This is a genomic window from Nitrospira sp. CMX1 (genome assembly GCF_054902215.1).
In genome coordinates this window covers 146,020-162,756 of sequence record NZ_JBUBKD010000078.1, presented here as the reverse complement: position 1 = coordinate 162,756, position 16,737 = coordinate 146,020, and the positions used below count along the sequence as shown (strand labels likewise).

18 protein-coding genes are annotated in these 16,737 nt (G+C 55.4%); 17 read left to right on the top strand and 1 reads right to left on the bottom strand.

All coding sequences use genetic code 11. From position 1 onward, the window contains the following. The 7 genes from ACYX34_RS20260 to ACYX34_RS20230 form a co-directional block, all read left to right on the top strand. The coding region (locus ACYX34_RS20260; RefSeq protein WP_462078392.1) for a hypothetical protein at window positions 1–289 on the top strand (289 nt) is incomplete at its 5' end. 347 nt (window positions 290–636) lie between these two features. After that, complete coding sequence (locus ACYX34_RS20255; protein ID WP_462078391.1) at window positions 637–1,176, top strand: phosphate-starvation-inducible PsiE family protein; 540 nt, start codon at window positions 637–639, stop codon at window positions 1,174–1,176. A 57-nt stretch (window positions 1,177–1,233) separates the two neighbouring features. Beyond that, window positions 1,234–1,860: an NADH-quinone oxidoreductase subunit NuoI gene (gene nuoI, locus ACYX34_RS20250; protein ID WP_462078390.1), complete on the top strand. Its 627-nt coding sequence runs from the start codon at window positions 1,234–1,236 to the stop codon at window positions 1,858–1,860. Window positions 1,861–2,480: 620 nt separating this feature from the next. After that, window positions 2,481–2,801 (top strand): iron-sulfur cluster insertion protein ErpA, encoded by a 321-nt coding sequence (gene erpA, locus ACYX34_RS20245; RefSeq protein WP_462078389.1) that lies wholly within the window; start codon window positions 2,481–2,483, stop codon window positions 2,799–2,801. A gap of 58 nt (window positions 2,802–2,859) precedes the next feature. Continuing rightward, a complete protein-coding gene (locus ACYX34_RS20240; RefSeq protein ID WP_462078388.1) occupies window positions 2,860–4,068 on the top strand; it encodes a transketolase C-terminal domain-containing protein in 1,209 nt (402 codons plus the stop codon). 99 nt (window positions 4,069–4,167) lie between these two features. Beyond that, entirely contained in the window at window positions 4,168–5,058 is an 891-nt protein-coding gene (locus tag ACYX34_RS20235) for a thiamine pyrophosphate-dependent enzyme (protein ID WP_462078387.1), read from the top strand. 345 nt (window positions 5,059–5,403) lie between these two features. Then, window positions 5,404–5,730: a hypothetical protein gene (locus ACYX34_RS20230; protein WP_462078386.1), complete on the top strand. Its 327-nt coding sequence runs from the start codon at window positions 5,404–5,406 to the stop codon at window positions 5,728–5,730. Window positions 5,731–5,941: 211 nt separating this feature from the next. Here ACYX34_RS20230 and ACYX34_RS20225 read toward each other — a convergent pair whose 3' ends face one another. Next, window positions 5,942–6,820, bottom strand: a complete 879-nt coding sequence (locus ACYX34_RS20225; protein ID WP_462078385.1) for a helix-turn-helix domain-containing protein — start codon at window positions 6,818–6,820, stop codon at window positions 5,942–5,944. A 537-nt stretch (window positions 6,821–7,357) separates the two neighbouring features. On the opposite strand from ACYX34_RS20225, the gene ACYX34_RS20220 reads away from it, so the two are divergent. The 10 genes from ACYX34_RS20220 to ACYX34_RS20175 all read left to right on the top strand — a co-directional run bounded on the left by ACYX34_RS20220 (window position 7,358) and on the right by ACYX34_RS20175 (window position 16,587). Further along, window positions 7,358–7,534 (top strand): hypothetical protein, encoded by a 177-nt coding sequence (locus ACYX34_RS20220; RefSeq protein WP_462078384.1) that lies wholly within the window; start codon window positions 7,358–7,360, stop codon window positions 7,532–7,534. A 47-nt stretch (window positions 7,535–7,581) separates the two neighbouring features. After that, window positions 7,582–7,950: a hypothetical protein gene (locus tag ACYX34_RS20215; RefSeq protein ID WP_462078383.1), complete on the top strand. Its 369-nt coding sequence runs from the start codon at window positions 7,582–7,584 to the stop codon at window positions 7,948–7,950. Between the two features lie 78 nt (window positions 7,951–8,028). Next, window positions 8,029–8,241: a hypothetical protein gene (locus ACYX34_RS20210; RefSeq protein ID WP_462078382.1), complete on the top strand. Its 213-nt coding sequence runs from the start codon at window positions 8,029–8,031 to the stop codon at window positions 8,239–8,241. A 172-nt stretch (window positions 8,242–8,413) separates the two neighbouring features. Beyond that, complete coding sequence (locus tag ACYX34_RS20205) at window positions 8,414–9,082, top strand: Crp/Fnr family transcriptional regulator (RefSeq protein ID WP_462078381.1); 669 nt, start codon at window positions 8,414–8,416, stop codon at window positions 9,080–9,082. 274 nt (window positions 9,083–9,356) lie between these two features. Continuing rightward, a complete protein-coding gene (gene hflK / locus ACYX34_RS20200) occupies window positions 9,357–10,484 on the top strand; it encodes an FtsH protease activity modulator HflK (RefSeq protein ID WP_462078380.1) in 1,128 nt (375 codons plus the stop codon). Continuing rightward, window positions 10,481–11,344 (top strand): protease modulator HflC, encoded by an 864-nt coding sequence (gene hflC, locus ACYX34_RS20195; protein ID WP_462078379.1) that lies wholly within the window; start codon window positions 10,481–10,483, stop codon window positions 11,342–11,344. Before hflK ends, hflC begins: the two co-directional genes overlap by 4 nt. Before the next feature lie 262 nt (window positions 11,345–11,606). Continuing rightward, a complete protein-coding gene (locus ACYX34_RS20190; RefSeq protein WP_462078378.1) occupies window positions 11,607–11,888 on the top strand; it encodes a cupredoxin domain-containing protein in 282 nt (93 codons plus the stop codon). A 345-nt stretch (window positions 11,889–12,233) separates the two neighbouring features. After that, complete coding sequence (locus tag ACYX34_RS20185) at window positions 12,234–12,710, top strand: VIT1/CCC1 transporter family protein (protein WP_462078377.1); 477 nt, start codon at window positions 12,234–12,236, stop codon at window positions 12,708–12,710. Between the two features lie 308 nt (window positions 12,711–13,018). Then, window positions 13,019–15,841, top strand: a complete 2,823-nt coding sequence (locus ACYX34_RS20180; protein WP_462078376.1) for a cation-translocating P-type ATPase — start codon at window positions 13,019–13,021, stop codon at window positions 15,839–15,841. 254 nt (window positions 15,842–16,095) lie between these two features. Beyond that, window positions 16,096–16,587: a general stress protein gene (locus ACYX34_RS20175; protein ID WP_462078375.1), complete on the top strand. Its 492-nt coding sequence runs from the start codon at window positions 16,096–16,098 to the stop codon at window positions 16,585–16,587. Window positions 16,588–16,737: the final 150 nt, after the last annotated feature.

Here is a 16,737-nt window from a genome sequence, read left to right as displayed (position 1 = left end):
TATTACCAAATCTGGAGTTGTCGCCTTGACCATCGTGCTGTTCGCCGCATTGTCGATACGATCGACTCAACCGGTTCAAGCGGCAGATCTGCTTGTAGACAAAGCCGTGGGATTCGCTCCGATCGCAGAGCGTACCGTCACGGCATCGGGTGCTGCGGAGGATACGTTCAAAGCCTGCGTGGCCAGAATTCCTGCGTTTGCCACTGCCGGGCAACGCATGCTGGCAGAACAAAGCTGTGCGGGCGAAGAAGAGGTGAGAAAAATGATGCGAGCGGCTCCGAAATTCTGAATGCCGCTCACGGCAGATTCACAAAGGCCGACAGTAGCTTCCTGACCCTGCCTGCATTCAGGAGACTGAGGCGAAGAGCGGGTAGAGGTAAACGAGCACACGTGAAGTGGCACTGAGTAGGAGGTGAGCAATATGTATCAGATCTATAGCTTAGTCGGAATTATAGTGCTGTTGTGGGGCATCACGATTTGGGCCTCGATCCCAGAGGAGCAGGAAGATAGCCGGTATTGATTGCACCATCAGACAGCAGACAAGGTGGGAGGCAACTCTGTGGCCCCTTTGCCCAGCATAGGGCGGCGCACCTGATGGGTGAAGATGAGGATATGTGTGGTACGTGAGGAGAAATCATGGAGAAAGTTGTCGAACTGGGTAGACATAACCAGACCAACCGATGGTCTTTTTTCCAAGGGATCCTGAGTGACAAGACCATCGGCATGATGGAAGCCCTTGACGGGTTTGGATACTTCACGACTGGACTGAGCTTTCTGGCGGTCAGCATGGTGCTCTTTCTCCGTGCGTGGTACGTGTTCGCGGTGGCGGTGGGAGAAGACCCGGTTCTGGCAGTCCTCGGGCTGGTTCACGATCTCTTACTGGTGATCATTCTATTGGAGTTGTTCAGGACCACCATTAATTTTCTCAAGACTAAAGTGATTACCTTGGAACCATTCTTGTATATCTGCGTGATTGCCTCCACGCGGCGCATCCTGACGACCGGGGCTCAAGTGTCGTACATGGGCGAACTGACCGATCTCATATTCAACCGCTATCTCATGGATCTTGGGGCGAATGTGCTGGTCGTGGTGGTCCTGATTGTCGCGGTGTATCTCTCGCGCCGAACTGCTCCGCCGGCCATGATATGGAGGAGCGAACACAGCTCATCGCACTAGAGATGCAGGCGAGAACGCGTGCGACGGATAGTTCACCAGATCCAAGAAAGAATACTGATGAAGCTCGGAGAGAGATTCGCAAAACGTTATCGTGGGTTCACGGCTTGGATCAAGCTGATCACCTTCTATGAGATTGCTGTAGGAATGAAGTCGACCATGAGCCACCTCATTCACTACAAGCCAATAACCCTCCAATACCCACATGAGAAGCGGAGCTTGCCGGACAACTATCGGGGTATGTTGGCCTTGTTGCGCTATGACGATGGGACTGATAAGTGCGTGGGGTGTGATCTCTGCGAAGCCGCGTGTCCTTCGCGTGTAATCACAGTTGTGAGCGACGAAGTGCCGGGCGAACCCGTTAAACGATATGCCAAGGAATATTCCATGGACATGACGCGGTGTCTTTTTTGTGGGATGTGTGTCCAGGCCTGTCCAGTCGACGCACTCGCCATGACCCGGGAATATGAATGGGCTGTCTACGACAAACGGGAGTTACTTCTGAATAAGCAACAGTTGCTGGCGATCGGGGATCGATCCTTCCCGAATAGAGAAAAACGCCTCGAGTTTCAACATCCCAATCTGGCCGTCTTCAATGTCGCGTTTCCTGGGCAACGAGCCAAGGAAGACCATGCGCTTGTGCATGCGAGAGTTGGTGCGGCTTCGGCGGTTGACTCAGTTGCCTAAACTGTTCATCTCGCGGTGAGCAATTGTGAGCAGACTCGCATCCGTCAGATTTGTAAGATGTGGATAGAGAGTTCCACGGCCTTCAGTGTCGGTCAGAGCGCAGCAACGGGTATCCTGTTTGTCGGATGACCCGGTCCTATCGATCATGTGCCCATCAGAAAGAAGCAACAGAATGACAACACGAACTAGAAATACTATCGACTCGATCGCATTCCCAGGGCTGTTAGTAGCATTGGCTAGTTTCCTGGTCTGGTTTCTCGTCGCACGATCAGGAATATAAGCGTCTAGGTGCTCTGATCAAGTAGGCAGGAATAGGTCTCGAAATGATTCGTCGAGAGTTTGTATGAACACGCCACAAAGTGAAAGGAACATGTGGTTGATCTATGGTCTGCCTCCACGTCCCTGGTGCGGACTGTCCTAATCTCTTGCGCCTCCTGCTTCCTCTCTAGCGCGACCGATTTCTCAGTCTCCGTTCCTTCGACGTCGGAGCCACTTTGAGATGCCGTGCAGGCTTTCCCCGTGAGTGAAGGCGATGACTTACTTCCGTGGAGAAGTGTCTCAACCCGTGAGTCGGATAGAAACTATCGAGTATCTTCACAAACTAGCGAAGAGGAGATGCCATGATCACCATCACACCGACGGCAGAAGGAAAGATCCGAGAACTCATGCAAGAGGAGAAAGACACGGTCGGCCTGCGCGTCTTCGTCAAAGGCGGTGGGTGCCATGGTTACCAGTACGGGATGGCCTTCGAGTCTGCCATGAGCGAGGACGACACCGTCATTGAAAAGGGCGACGTCAAAGTCATCATGGACTCCCAGAGCGCCCCGCTGTTGGCCGGTTGCGAAGTTGACTACATGGATAGTGTGCAAGGCTCGGGCTTTGCAATCAAGAACCCACAAGCCAAAACGACCTGTGGGTGCGGCAGTTCATTCAGCGCATAACGACATGCACGGTGCGCCGAATCGCCGGCCACCGCCGTTCGATAGAAAGGGACGAGCCATGGACGACACAGCCATCATCGGAACCACGAATAAAAAGGGGCAAGTCATCACCGATCCACGCGTGATGATGAATGACGCGCCTCGCACACCGTCGTTTTTTACCGGCAGTGAAGTCATTAAGGAGGCCGTCAGACGCGCGAACGTTGATGTGATGGTGGCCTATCCCATTACGCCTCAGAGCGAAGCCGCCGCCCTCTGCGGCGAGCTCTTTGCCGAGGGCTATATCGGTGATTATTTCCGTGGGGAAAGTGAATTCGCGGTCATGTCGCAGTGCGCCGGCGCTGCCTTCGGTGGCGCCCGCGTCTTCACGACGACCGCCGGGCCGGGCACGATGCGGGCGATGGAAAACTTTCCGATGTGGTCCGGAGCCCGATTACCGATCCAGTGTATCGTGACCTGCCGCGGCATCAATTCTCCGCTCTCCATCCAGCCGGACACGATCGAGATCGCCTACCTCATGAATACGGGCATGCTCGTCTGGCACGCCGAAACCGCACAGGATTTCTACGACTGGATTCTTAAAGGCTACATGGTGTCGGAAGAGCCGGACGTACATTTACCCTTGGCGCTTTGTTGCGACGGCTTCTTCGTGACCCATACGAAGGACGTCGTCGACCTGACACCGGTCGACATGTGCCTGCCCCCCTATGATCCCTATCGCTCACCCGTTCCCTGCATGGATATGGAATGTCCTCCGGTCCGGATGATGCGCGATCCCTTTGTGATGAAGAGCAACTACATCAGCTACGCCACACACGCGAGCTGGCAACAGGAAATCTGGGCTGCTGCAGAACGGTCGCGCAAACATACGATCGCCTGGCTAGATGGCCTCATCGAAACGGAGGACGTGGATGCCGACATCCTCATCGTCTCCTCGGGCACTGCCGTCTCCCAGGGACGGGAAGCCATCCGCCTCCTGGCGGATGAAGGGATTCGCGTCGGACTGGTCAAGATCAAAACTCTGCGCCCCTGGCCGGAAGAAGAACTCATCGAGGCAACCAAGCATGCCTCACACATCATCGTGCCGGAGTTCAATGCCATCGGATGGATGGCCAAGGAAATCAAAGCCACCATCCCCAACAGCAAACGGGTCGTCGCTGGTCCGCGTGTCTGTGGCGGCATGACCTTGCCGCCGGAAGTGATCGTCGAGGAAGTCAAGAAGGCGATCGGCATGCGATCCGGCGTACTGGCGGGACGTGGAGGATGAACATGATGCCCCGACAGACCAGCGGGTAGGCAGTTGACTCAGCAAGCAATGCAACCCTCACCGCCGTAATGGCGGACCACAGCGAAAGCGAGGTACCTCATGAGTCTCGATTATGTAAAGTTCAGCCCCGGATTCGAATCCTTCATGCCGAAAGAATATCGGGATATGGTGGAACACGGGCCCTTCGGGAAGAAGACGACCGTGTCGCAGATGGGGAGCTTCAAAGAAATCCTCGAAGAGCATCCCATGTGCGCCGGCTGTGCGATGACCCTGTTCATCCGGCTTGCTATCGTCGCGTTTCCGAATCCCGAAGATACGATTACCGTTGGAACGGCGGGCTGCGGTCGGCTGGCGATTTCCCAAGCGGCCATTCCCTTCGTCTACGGAAACTACGGAGACCAAAATGGCGTGGCGAGCGGACTGTCACGCGGATTGCGAGTTCGTTTCGGCGACAAACCCAAGGATGTCGTCGTCATGGCCGGTGACGGCGGGACCGCCGATATCGGATTCCAGCAAGTCCTCCACTCCTGGTTCAGGAAGGAGCGGTTCACGACGATCATGCTGGATAACGAAGTCTACGGGAATACGGGCGGACAGGAAAGCGGCATGACGACGAGAGGGGCCGTGCTCAAGATGGCTCCGCTCGGCAAGAAGTTCGAAAAAATGGACATGGTTGCCATGGCGAAGATCGCCGGCTGCGCCTATATCGCCACAGTCGTACCGAATAATCCGCGCCGTGTGGAAAGTTGCATCAAGAAAGCTGTGCTGATCGCTCGCGAGATCGGTCCGACCTATATCCAAGCCTATACCTCCTGCAATATCGAGTATGCGATCCCAACCGACCAAGTAATGGCCGACGCCAAGACCGTGGAAGATGATCGATACAAGTTTGCCGAGTATGTGAGCGAGGATGCCAAGGCCTATTTAGCCGAGCGATACGGGTACAAAGAGTACATCCAGAAACCGGTCACTGTGATCGCACAGGCTTGAAAATAGTGCGACGTGACGCTCCCGGCGGGGATAGTGCGCGGTCGTTGCTGGCATCCTCAGGTGATTGGTATTGTCGGGGTACCAGAATGTTCGCCGAGGGAGACCTTGTATGGTCAGGCTCTTAGTGTTCATCAGGCGATCCTGGTTGCAGTTTTGCCATCGAAATCAGGCTGAATCTATCTATGCGTGCATTGTCTGGACAAATACATTGAGGAAGGTGTTGTAGATTTATTTCTCCGGAGAATTCAATGCAATGTTTACGGTGTCAAGGCCTCATGGTCGTCAATCGGATGCAGGAATCATCAAGCTCGGATGCCGTCGTGGGGTGGCGTTGTCTGCTGTGCGGTGAGTCGATTGATCCTGGCATTGAAGCCAATCGAGCAAGCACACCCCCGTCCGTTCGGATCCGGGCTCGTGTCCCTGGATCTCCGCCGGCCAGGTCAAAGAAGGGATCGGTTAAGGTTCGACAGGAAAGAGGAGAAGACGGACTATGATGAGTCGGAAATGATCTCGTCGTTAGTCTGCCTGATGGAAGTCGGGATGATGGCCATTGTCGGAGGAGTCTGTACACGAAGAGAAGACTCATGGGATGACGTCAAAGTCATCACAAGATTCATGGGACACCCGTTGCTGATCGGCACGGAAGTGCATGATGTGGACCGTACAAAATGATCCTGTCAAAAAGAATGGGACCACAAGAAGCCATGTGCCGACGCGATGGTTCGTACGGTACGGACGTGCTATCGCCGGACATCGGGAGGCTGTCATGAATAGGTGGCATGACAGAAAATTTGAACACGTGCTGCTTGTGTATATGTTGGCGTGGGCGATTGCTCTGCTTGTGACCCATATGCTGACCGAATAGCAAAGAATCAAGATGGAGTTACCGTGAGGAAGGTTTCCTGGGAGAAGGGTGGAAGTGCAGCGGGTCTCTGAGGCTCTGAAGCTCTCGATAGTAGTAGAGTGCGGTCGGCCGTTTGTTCTCAAACGTCAACGCCCGCAGAAACACAAGTTCCTCTTCCGTGGCATCTCCGCTCAGTAAGGAGTCTTGAAGAAAGTCCTTCAGCCCAGGCTCTTCTCCTGACGTTTTCTCCGGTCCCCGTTCCATGAACTCGAACGTTTTGTGGTGTCCCGGCGCCACTCTGCGGTTGAGCACAATCTCAATGCAAAAGGTGGCAAGGTCAATATTCCAGGACTCGATCAAGGGATCGAGGAACGCAATGCAGTTCTCCTTCGAGAGATCAAAGATCGTCGTATCTAAGAACTCCAGTACGGTGACGCGCATCTGCGGATAGCTTTTCTTGCTCAGTTTGGCCACCTTGCGCATCCATGTCGGATTGTCGAGTTCCTGCCGCGCGACACTTTGGACGACACCCAGCAGTTTCTGCGTGACGAACCGCTCCAGTTCGCCGAAGTGTTGCTTCTCGAAGATCTCGCGGATCTGCTTGGTCTTTCGGGGATGGCACTTGCGAAGGATCAACTCGCGCACGTTGTGCAGCAAGGGGGTCGGTTGGTCTCCGATCCGTTTCCTGAGCTCGTCATGACGCTGCTGCTCGGCTAGCTTGACGAGCTGCCCCTGCGGCAATTTCAGTGCACGTCCAATCTTTTCGTACACATCCGTTCGGTTAGGCGCCGGCGGGAGTTTCTTTTGTGTGAGCAACTGAGAGATATATGATTCAGTCACATTGGCCGCGCGGGCGAGATCCCGCTGCCCCAGCCTCAACTCCTTCAAGCGATTCTTGATGATGAGCGCAATGTCCATGAACAACCTCCAAATGCAGGATTAACTAAATAGGTGAAGTATATAGATGTAGTGGCAGTATGGAAAGAAGATACTTGACAATTTACAGTTAATATCTCTAGGCTGTACTTGTGTGAGAGCACGCAGTGTGGCGGGCAAGTGCTTCTCTCTGGCGTTTGAATACAGGAGGCTGCTTCATCCTCTGCATGCACTGCTTCTCCCCAACGTGATGGAAGCAGCAGTCTCCCTTCGCATTGTCGCCAGAGGGTGGCGATGCTTTGATGCGTAGAGGATGTTCCTCACTGCGCGCATATGCGGGAAGAAGTTCGAGATGTTGTGTTACACCGAGATATGTCTTGTGGTCGAAGTGATTCTCGGGGGGTGAATGCAGCTGCAATAGCTTCACGCGTGACTCAGGGGGCTTGCAGCTTGCTGTTGAGTGGGGTTGTCTTATTGATGCTGGCGGAACGTACCAACCGGGTGTCCTCACTGATCAGATTCACTGCGAGGGTTCACCCATGAAGGGGAGTTATGACAGCAGATGAGCAAATCTCAAGAATGAAGAAAGCGATCGCTCAGGCAATTAAGGTCATGGGAGACCGCTTTGGATCGACGGAACAAGATGTCGCAAGAACGATCCAAGCGCTGAAGACATCCATGCAGGATACGGTGGAGCCAAGTCGTTCCGCGCACACCGTGCTGGGGCCAGGTAGTCGGCTCTCTCATGATGTGTAAGCCGTTAGGAGATGCACTGGTGTCTGCAACCGGAAGGAGTATGAATCATGACTGTTCACTCTTACGTTCATAGCCATCTCGCCATCACGGAGACGCTGGCTCGATTGTATCTCTTGTTGGCTCAAAGCATGGATCGCTGCGTGAGTGAGGGGGGATGGAGCAACGATCCAGAGGACGAGTTACAGGCGCATCTTGCTTCGACCAGGGCCGCTGTGCTGGACATGCTGGCCGGCAATCGGGTGGTCCAGGCAAAGGTCGAGGAAGAGTGCAATCGGGTCGGCTCGCTTGTGAAGGCCTGCCTGATGGGCGGGGCCTCTAGAGAGGTCGCGTTGGAAGAGCTCAAAGCGGAGCGGGCCGCACTAAAACACAAGACCATGGCCTTGACGGATCTCATGGCGGTATTTCGGACGGTATAGCGGGACACGGAACATGGCCGGTTGGTTCAGGCTCGGCTCGAACATGAAACAGTAGGTTCAATGATCATGGAGGCTACTATGAAGACGACAACGCGCACCTATGTTTTGACACTGAACTCATCGCCCAGAAAAGGCCTGCGGTTATGGACGGGAGAGAGTATCCATGCCCTGCGTCACTGCTCGGCCAAGCAGATCGGTCTGGCATTACGAGAGATGCAACAGAGCGTGGAGCGACTGCAAGCTCCCGTCTCGTCGTCCGGCGGATCCTATTCACTGAATCGCGGCCGATAACGTGATGTCCTGTTGAATGTACAGAGCGATATCACGCAGAGACTATGTCGGAGGTGGGCACGAACCATCTGTATGGGCTTCTGATGCATATGCGGAGTACGATGACGTCATGACCCGGCCGATATCAGGGTTGGCTCAGTCGGTCTAAACAGGAGAGAGGAGGGCGAGAGAGATGGTACGTATACGGACACCGTTCAATCCGGACATTTTTCTCAATAAGGGTGACAAGGGCTCAACGGTTCTCTCGTTACCCAAGAAACATATTCTCTTTTCTCAAGGAGATACGACCGATACGGTATTTTATATCCAGGCGGGCAAGGTGAAAGTAACCGTGCTCTCGGAACACGGCAAGGAAGCCGTCATCGCGATTCTTGAGCGGGGTGCTTTTGTGGGCGAATCCTGCCTTGTGGGCCAGATGATCCGTACGGCGACCGCCGCCACCTTGGAAGATTCCCGTATCCTCCGCATCGAGAAAGCCGTGATGCTTCGTCTGCTGCAGGAACACCCCAGGTTCGCCGAAGCCTTTATGTCCTATCTGCTGCTGCATTCGATCCGCGTTCAAGAGGATTTGGTGGATCAGCTCTTTAATTCCAGCGAGAAGCGGCTGGCGCGGGCGTTGCTGCTGTTGGCGCACTTTGGTAAGGAGAGCAAACCGGAGACGGTGATTGCCAAGATCAGTCAGGAAACGTTGGCTGAAATGGTGGGCACCACCCGCTCGCGCGTCAGCTTCTTTATGAACAAGTTCCGTAAGCTGGGGTTCATCGATTACAAAGGTGGGTCACGCGGGAATGGCGCATTACACGTGCATAGTTCCCTCCTCAATGTCGTGCTCCACGACTAATAGTGCATGCTGAAAGCGCGTGGAGTGCTCCGTTCATCCCACGCTCGTCGAATGGCGCTTCATTAACCGACATCCTGGATGCGACACCAGAGACTCCTGCTGATTCGGCGCCATTGCTTCAACCCATCCCAGTCAGGCGCTTCCGCTGTGCCAGCATTTCATACTTCTTCAATAGTGAGCAATTCTGAACAGACTGAAGCGGGGTACTGCATTATGCTGAGTCAGAGCCGAGAGCTGTAACTGATGCTTCTAATTGCCTAGAGATCAGCCATTTATGACCTGGGACCCTAAAGAGCCATGGGGCGAGAAATCGGACCCGCTTAAAGCGGCGCTCAAACAGGCCAAGGCGCAATTCACAGATCTCCTCTCCTCTGGGGGATTTAAGAACCTTCTTCCCTCCGGCGGCGCCCGGACGATCATCATTGTTGGCGTATTGATCTTCCTGGGCTGGCAGAGCGTGTTTATCGTTGCGCCGGACGAAGAAGGGGTGGTGAAGCGGTTTGGAGTTCCAGTTCGCGCAGCCGACCCCGGACCGCACTTCAAGATTCCCTTCGTGGAAACCGTCCTCCAGCCGAAGGTCGAGAAACTCTATCGAGTGGAAGTTGGTTTCCGCACCACCCAGCAGGGACGCCAGCAGATGGTGCCCCAAGAAGCTCTGATGCTAACCGGCGACATGAACATCCTTGGGATCGAATTCATCATCCAATATAAGATCAAAGAAGCCCGCCACTTCCTGTTCAACGTCGCGGATATCAATGAAACCATCGGAAAGGCGGCTGAAGCCTCGATGCGAGAAGTGGTCGGCAAGAGCAAGATCGATGAAGCTTTGACGACCGGCAAAGCCGTGATTCAAGCAGACACCATGATGTTGCTGCAAACCATTCTTGATCAGTACCAATCTGGTGTGCAGATCGCTGCGGTGCAGCTCCAAGACGTCGATCCACCGGAAGCCGTGGCGGCCGCCTTCAAGGATGTCACGAACGCGAAAGAAGACCGAGAAAAGCTGATCAATCAGGCGCAGGGCTACCGCAACGACATTATCCCGAGAGCGAAGGGGGAAGCCGCCGAACTGGTGAACCGAGCAAAAGGGTTTGCGCAGGCACGCCTGAACCGTGCGCAAGGCGAGGCGAATCGTTTCCTCGCCACCTTGAAAGAGTACAGCCAAGCCAAGGACGTGATCAGCAAACGGATTTATATCGAAACGATGGAAGCGATTTTGCCCCAGATGGAAAAAATCATCATCGACGGGAAGGGCGGCGAGCGGGTGCTGCCCTATCTGCCGTTGGATCGTCTCTCCAGGCCAGGATCAAAGCCTCAGGCCAAGCCCGTCCCGCAACCAGAGGCCGAGGAACTCCGGCCGGAGTTACCTTCTACGATCAGGTCGAGGGGCCCCTCATCATGATGACCAAACCGCGACTGTTCATCGCTCTCCTCGCCATGATCGTCACGTTAGTTACCCTGGGGGCGTTGCCTCTCTTTGTTGTGGACGTGATCCAAACGGCCATCGTCGTGCAACTCGGTAAGCCCGTCCGCAACATCACCGAACCAGGGCTGTACGTGAAGATCCCGTTTGTGCAGGAGGTAACGTATTTCGAGAAGCGGTTGCTCGATTATGATTCAAACGCACAGGATGTCATTACCTCGGACAAGAAGACGCTGCTCTTGGATAATTTCGCCAAATGGCGGATCACCGATCCGTTGAAAGTGTATCAAGCGTTCCAAAGTCAACGAGGGGCGCTCCAACGTTTGAACGATATCATTTATTCCGAGCTCCGTGTTGAGTTGGGCCGGCATGAGTTACTGGAGATTGTTTCAAGCACGCGGGCCGATATTATGAAGGTGGTCACGGAACGAGCGAATGAGAAGGCGTCCGTGTACGGCATCGAGATTCAGGACGTCCGGATCAAACGTGCCGATTTGCCCGAACAAAACGAGAAGGCGGTGTTTGCGCGTATGCAAGCGGAACGAGAGCGACAGGCGAAACAATATCGGGCTGAAGGCGCAGAGGAAGCGCAAAAAATACGGTCAGAAGCCGAAAAGGACCGGGAAATCCTCCTGGCCCAAGCCTATAAGCAATCTGAGGAACTTCGAGGCGGCGGTGATGCCAAAGCGTTTCGGATCTATGCCGATGCCTATCGCCAAGATCCAAAGTTTTTCGAATTTACGCGTTCGATGGAAGCCTACAAGATCGCCTTTAAGGACGGATCGACCTTGGTGATGAGTCCAGATTCTGAATTCTTCCGGTACTTCAAGCAGCGCTAGCCGTTTCCTCTTCCCGGCTCCATCAGATCAGCATCACGGTTCTGATTGAGACGTTGCCTTGCCAGCGTCGGTACAATGCTCCGTCTGCTACAGAAACAGCCAAGATTTGACAACGTGTTCATGTCCTCTGTGCTCTCGCATTCGATCTGAGTCCAAGAGGATGTGGTGGATCAACCGTTTAATTCCAGCGAGAAGCGGCTAACGCGGGCACTGGTGTGGCATCGAGAGCACCATCCGCGACTTCAAGTACGTGCGCACAACGATGCAGTCGATTCGCGCGGGAACACCGATGGCGTTCGTGGTCCACAACGAGGACGCGGTCCGGCATGGATTCATCTCGCCCCTCTTCCTGGGCTGCTCCGTTCAGGGTGAAGGAGAGGGCATCAAGGCTTTCGGAACGGGCATCGAAGGGTTCCACCTCGATCCCGGCAAGACGTTGACGATTCATCTGACGCCTGACCGACAGGGAAAGATAACGTTCCGCTGCGACCTACACCAGGAGGTGGAAGGAGAATTGTATTTGCTTGACGTACCGGTCGGGTAGTCTCTGGGAAAGTCTCTCATGCTGAGGATGGTGCTGGAGTGGGGCATAGCGCTGCACAACGGGAGAGGTGATGCATGATCGGTCCATCACGACAAGGTTTGTCTCGAAGCGATTGTCATGGAAGCGAGGCGCCAAGCTTCCCATGTGAGCGGAATTGAGCAGATCCAGACTGTTCCGTCGGATAAGGTGAGCCAGGATTGAGACACAAGTGAAGCGAGTGTCGCAAGAAGACACTCCCATGAGATCGTCCACCACGGCTATGCTCATAGTAGTCGGAGGGCCTCGCGGGGGGGACTGTGGGCAAGAGGGCTCAGGTGCACGCATGCGGGTCGGCAACGAAGGTCGATGAAGACATCGTTCAAAACCGGTCTGAGCTTTGGTCTCACGTCCGGGGTGATCACGACATTGGGGCTGATGGTAGGGCTCCATTCAGGCACCCACTCACGAACCGTTGTCATCGGTGGCATTCTGACGATTGCGGTTGCCGATGCGATGTCGGATGCCTTAGGCATGCACGTTGCTGAGGAGTCGAAGAATAACGGGGTTGTGTCGGAAATATGGGAATCGACCATCACCACCTTTGTTGCCAAGTTCCTGATCGCCTTAACCTTTGCCGTACCGGTGTTGCTGTTGCCGCTGGACGTAGCCATGACGGTGAGCGTGGGATGGGGCCTCATGCTGCTCGGCGTGCTGAGCTATCTCCTGGCGCGAGCCCAGCAGATTCGGGCTTGGAAAGTCATTATGGAACACGTCGTTATCGGGATCAGTGTGATTGCGATCACGCATTATGTGGGCGGGTGGATTGACTCTGCGTTGGGTTAGCAGGATGCTGAGAGCGTCAGCCATCGCAAAGGTCGTGAGACGGAACATGTGGCTCGGTTTTGGATTCGGTCGTCTCACGTGGACCGCTCCATCGTTCTAGAAGCTCTTCGATATCCATCTGCCGGACCGGCGGCAGGAACAATTCCCGCAGCGCTATGGGTCGGTATTTCCACCTCGGACATCTGGGTAGCCCCTGTAAAGGCCGAACGCTGGTAGAGGGTCAGTTTGAATTCAGCTATGCCACCGCAAGTAAATTTCGCAAGCAGGCGAAGGCTCTGGTTGCTGTTGCCATGAAAAGGATATCCGCTATGCCTCAGCTGCTGGAGAATGAGACGACCAAGACCTGGCAGTTCACATCGGATAAGCTCACAGCCATCCTTGGCAGCGATGCCGAGCATGGGCTCGTCGGCCAGGAAGTCGAGCGGCGTCATGCCGAATTTGGCCCCAATGAACTGCCCGAAGCTCTGCCGCCGTCACGTATAAAACTGTTTCTCTCTCAGTTCGCGAGCGTCATTGTCTGGGTGTTGATCGGAGCGGCGATCATCTCCGGTCTTTTGGAAGACTGGCTCGATGCGGCAGCGATCTTTGCCATTGTGTTTCTCAACGGTCTGCTCGGGTTTGTGCAAGAGTTCAGGGCCGAGCGGTCCTTGGCTGCACTTCGAAAAATGTCGGTGGCGACCGCTCAGGTGCTCCGTGACGGTGTGCTTCGATCCATTCCCGCGCGCGAGTTGGTGCCAGGCGATGTCATTCTCCTGGAAGCCGGCGACCGTATCCCGGCGGATGCTCGGCTCATCTATGCCACAAACTTTCAGGTTCAAGAAGCCTCGCTGACCGGCGAATCCACGCCGGTTCAGAAAGCAGCAACCGCGCTTGATGGGCCCGACGTGCCCTTAGCCGACCGGACCAATATGGCATTTATGGGCACCATCGCGGTCTTAGGCAAGGCCCGCGCGCTGGTCGTTGCGACGGCGCTCAACACGGAGCTGGGCCGGATCGCCTCGATGATTCATAAGGAATCGGAGGCAGAACGGACGGAAACCCCGCTGCAACGCCGACTCGAGCGGTTCGGCTACACCCTCTTGTGGTTGGCGCTGGCCGTTGTCGCTGTTGTGTTTGCCTTGGGCTATCTTCGCGGCGAGCCGTTGGTGGCCATGTTCATGACCTCGGTGAGTCTGGCTGTGGCGGCCGTGCCGGAAAGTCTTCCCACCGTGGTGACGATTACATTGGCACTGGGGGTGACCCGCATGGTGAAACGGCATGCGCTGATCCGAAAACTGCCTGCAGTCGAAACGCTCGGATCGGCCACGGTCATCTGCACGGACAAAACGGGCACGTTGACAAAGAACGAGATGACGGTGACGAAATTGTTCGTCGGCACCACGGCCTTCGATGTGACCGGTGAAGGGTACGCACCAGTCGGTGAAATCCGTGAGACGTCGAAGGCGAGAGAAAGCGGTTCTGAGTTACCCCGACAAAGAATTGAGCTTCGTTCCGCCAACTCAGAGCCCAACAGCCAGGACAGAGACCTGAGCCATCTTCCGGCTCTGCGCGAACTGCTGGCGGCAGCCGTGCTGTGCAATGGTGCGACATTACGAGAGGGGAATGGAACGTGGGAAGTGGTCGGCGATCCGACGGAAGGTGCGCTTCTGGTTGCGGCGGCGAAGGTCGGATTGACGAAGGAAGGCTTGGAGGGCAGCACGCCGTTCGAAGCAGAATTCCCCTTCGATGCCGAACGGAAAATGATGACTATCATCCGTCGCACGTCGGACGGGAGCATGGCCTATGTGAAAGGGGCGCCGGATGTCTTGCTTTCCCGCTGCACGCATCGCCGGACCCTCGAGGGGCCTATCGAACCCATGGGCGATGAACAACGGAAGATCATGTTCGATATCAACGCCTCCCTGGCACACCAGGCGCTTCGCGTGCTTGCCGTGGCGCATCGGCAACTCGACGGGCATGGCTCGAATCTCTCTGCCGATGTTGTCGAGAAGAATCTGGTGTTTCTCGGTTTGTTTGCCATGAAAGATCCCGTGCGACCTGAAGCGGCGGAGGCCATTCGTCTATGCCGGAAAGCCGGGATCAACACCGTGATGATTACCGGGGATCACAAAGAGACGGCACTTGCCATCGCCAGGGAGTTAGGTCTGCATGACGGTGACGGTGACGGCGCGGCGCTTTCCGGCCACGAGATCGACAATCTCACAGAGGACCAACTGGCCCAACGCGTGGAGCGCGTCACGGTCTACGCGCGCGTCTCGGCGGAGCACAAGTTGCGTATCATCCGAGCTTGGAAACAACGAGGTGCGATTGTGGCCATGACGGGCGACGGCGTGAATGATGCGCCTGCAATCAAGGCAGCGGATATCGGCATTACGATGGGGATCACCGGAACCGATGTGACGAAAGAAGCCGCTGATATGGTGGTCACGGACGACAACTTTGCCTCAATCGCCGCAGCGGTGGAAGAAGGCCGGGGGGTCTTCGACAATATCCGGAAGGCCGTCCACTTCCTCCTATCGTGTAACTTGAGTGAAGTGCTGGTCATGCTGTTTGCGGCGCTCCTTGGCCTACCCCTACCACTCCTGCCGATTCAGATCCTCTGGATGAATCTCGTGACGGACGGCATTCCGGCATTGGCGCTGGCGGTCGATCCCAAGGCGCCCGATCTGATGACGCGTCCACCTCGCCGACCAGAAGCTCGACTGCTGGACGGTAAACGATTACGGGCGATCGGTGCAGAGGGATTGATGCTGGGGATGATCGCGTTAGGCGCGTTCAGCTATAGCCTCTACGGGCTGCATCAGGAGCTGGATCAAGCCAGGACGGTGGCTTTTACGGTGTTGGTAGTGGCGCAGTTGGTGCATGTCTTCAATTGCCGGAGCCAACGGCTGTCGCTTTTCCAGTTAGGCGTCGGGACGAATCGCGGGCTGGTATGGGCCGTTGTCCTCTCGCTTGTTGTGCAAGTGGGGGTGCTTACGGTTCCAGTGGCTGCGTCGATTTTTAAGGTCGTTCCGTTACCGATGGAAGACTGGGCATTGATGGGAGCCATGGGCTTGCTGCCATTCTTCATCATGGAAGGGATCAAGGTCGTGCGACGACGTTGTCTCCTCAATGTCGTGCTCCACGACTAGAGTCTCCATCTGATTCCGCGTATTTGGTTCCGTAGAACCAAACCAAGCTAAATCCGCCGTCTCTACTATTGTGCAATCAGTTCCTAACTGAGCAATTGTGAACAGACTGCAGCCGTCCGCTCAATTATGCTCGTCTCCATGAATAATGCCGTGGATATGCATGCGACAGATGAGAGGCCTGGTCCCGATTCGATAGGGGTATACCGGGCGGGACTCTGAGACCAAAGAGCACGACACAAAAAGGAGAGCCGGCTATGGGTGAGCGCCATGCAGTCGTTGCCATTTGTCACACGCACACCGAGGCTGAGGCCGCCGTCAAAGAGCTCAAACAAGCGGCCTTCAGTGTGAAGAAGCTGTCGATCGTCGGGAAGGACTACCACACAGACAAACACGTGGTGGGCTATTACAACACCGGCGATGATCACATGAAATATTGGGGCACGGTCATCCGTGGGATCGGCCCGGTGTTGATCGCGGGGCCTCTCCTTGGGTGGGTCCTCGGTGCACTTGAAGAGACCGTGGAGACCGGGGGAGTGACGGCAATCGGAGTGGCGTTCAATAACTTGGGGATTCCCAAAGCCAGTGTCCTCAATTACGAAACGGCGCTCAAGTCACATAAGTTTATCCTCATGGCCCACGGCACCGTGGAAGAGGTTACGCATGCCCAATTCACTATTCAAACGAAACGGTCGCGTTCGATTGACCCATACGCGATCGGTGATCGAGCAGCGCACGCAGTCGCTTAGGAGTCCAGGAAGACTGAGTCTGTAACCAAGGCCGTCGTAGCCGGCACGAGGTTGCCACACAATCTGGTCCGGACCGGAGAATGGGAATGTTGCAGGAGACTTCAGGTGGGGATCATACAAACGGGGCCGCTGCCAGCGAGGATTGAATCA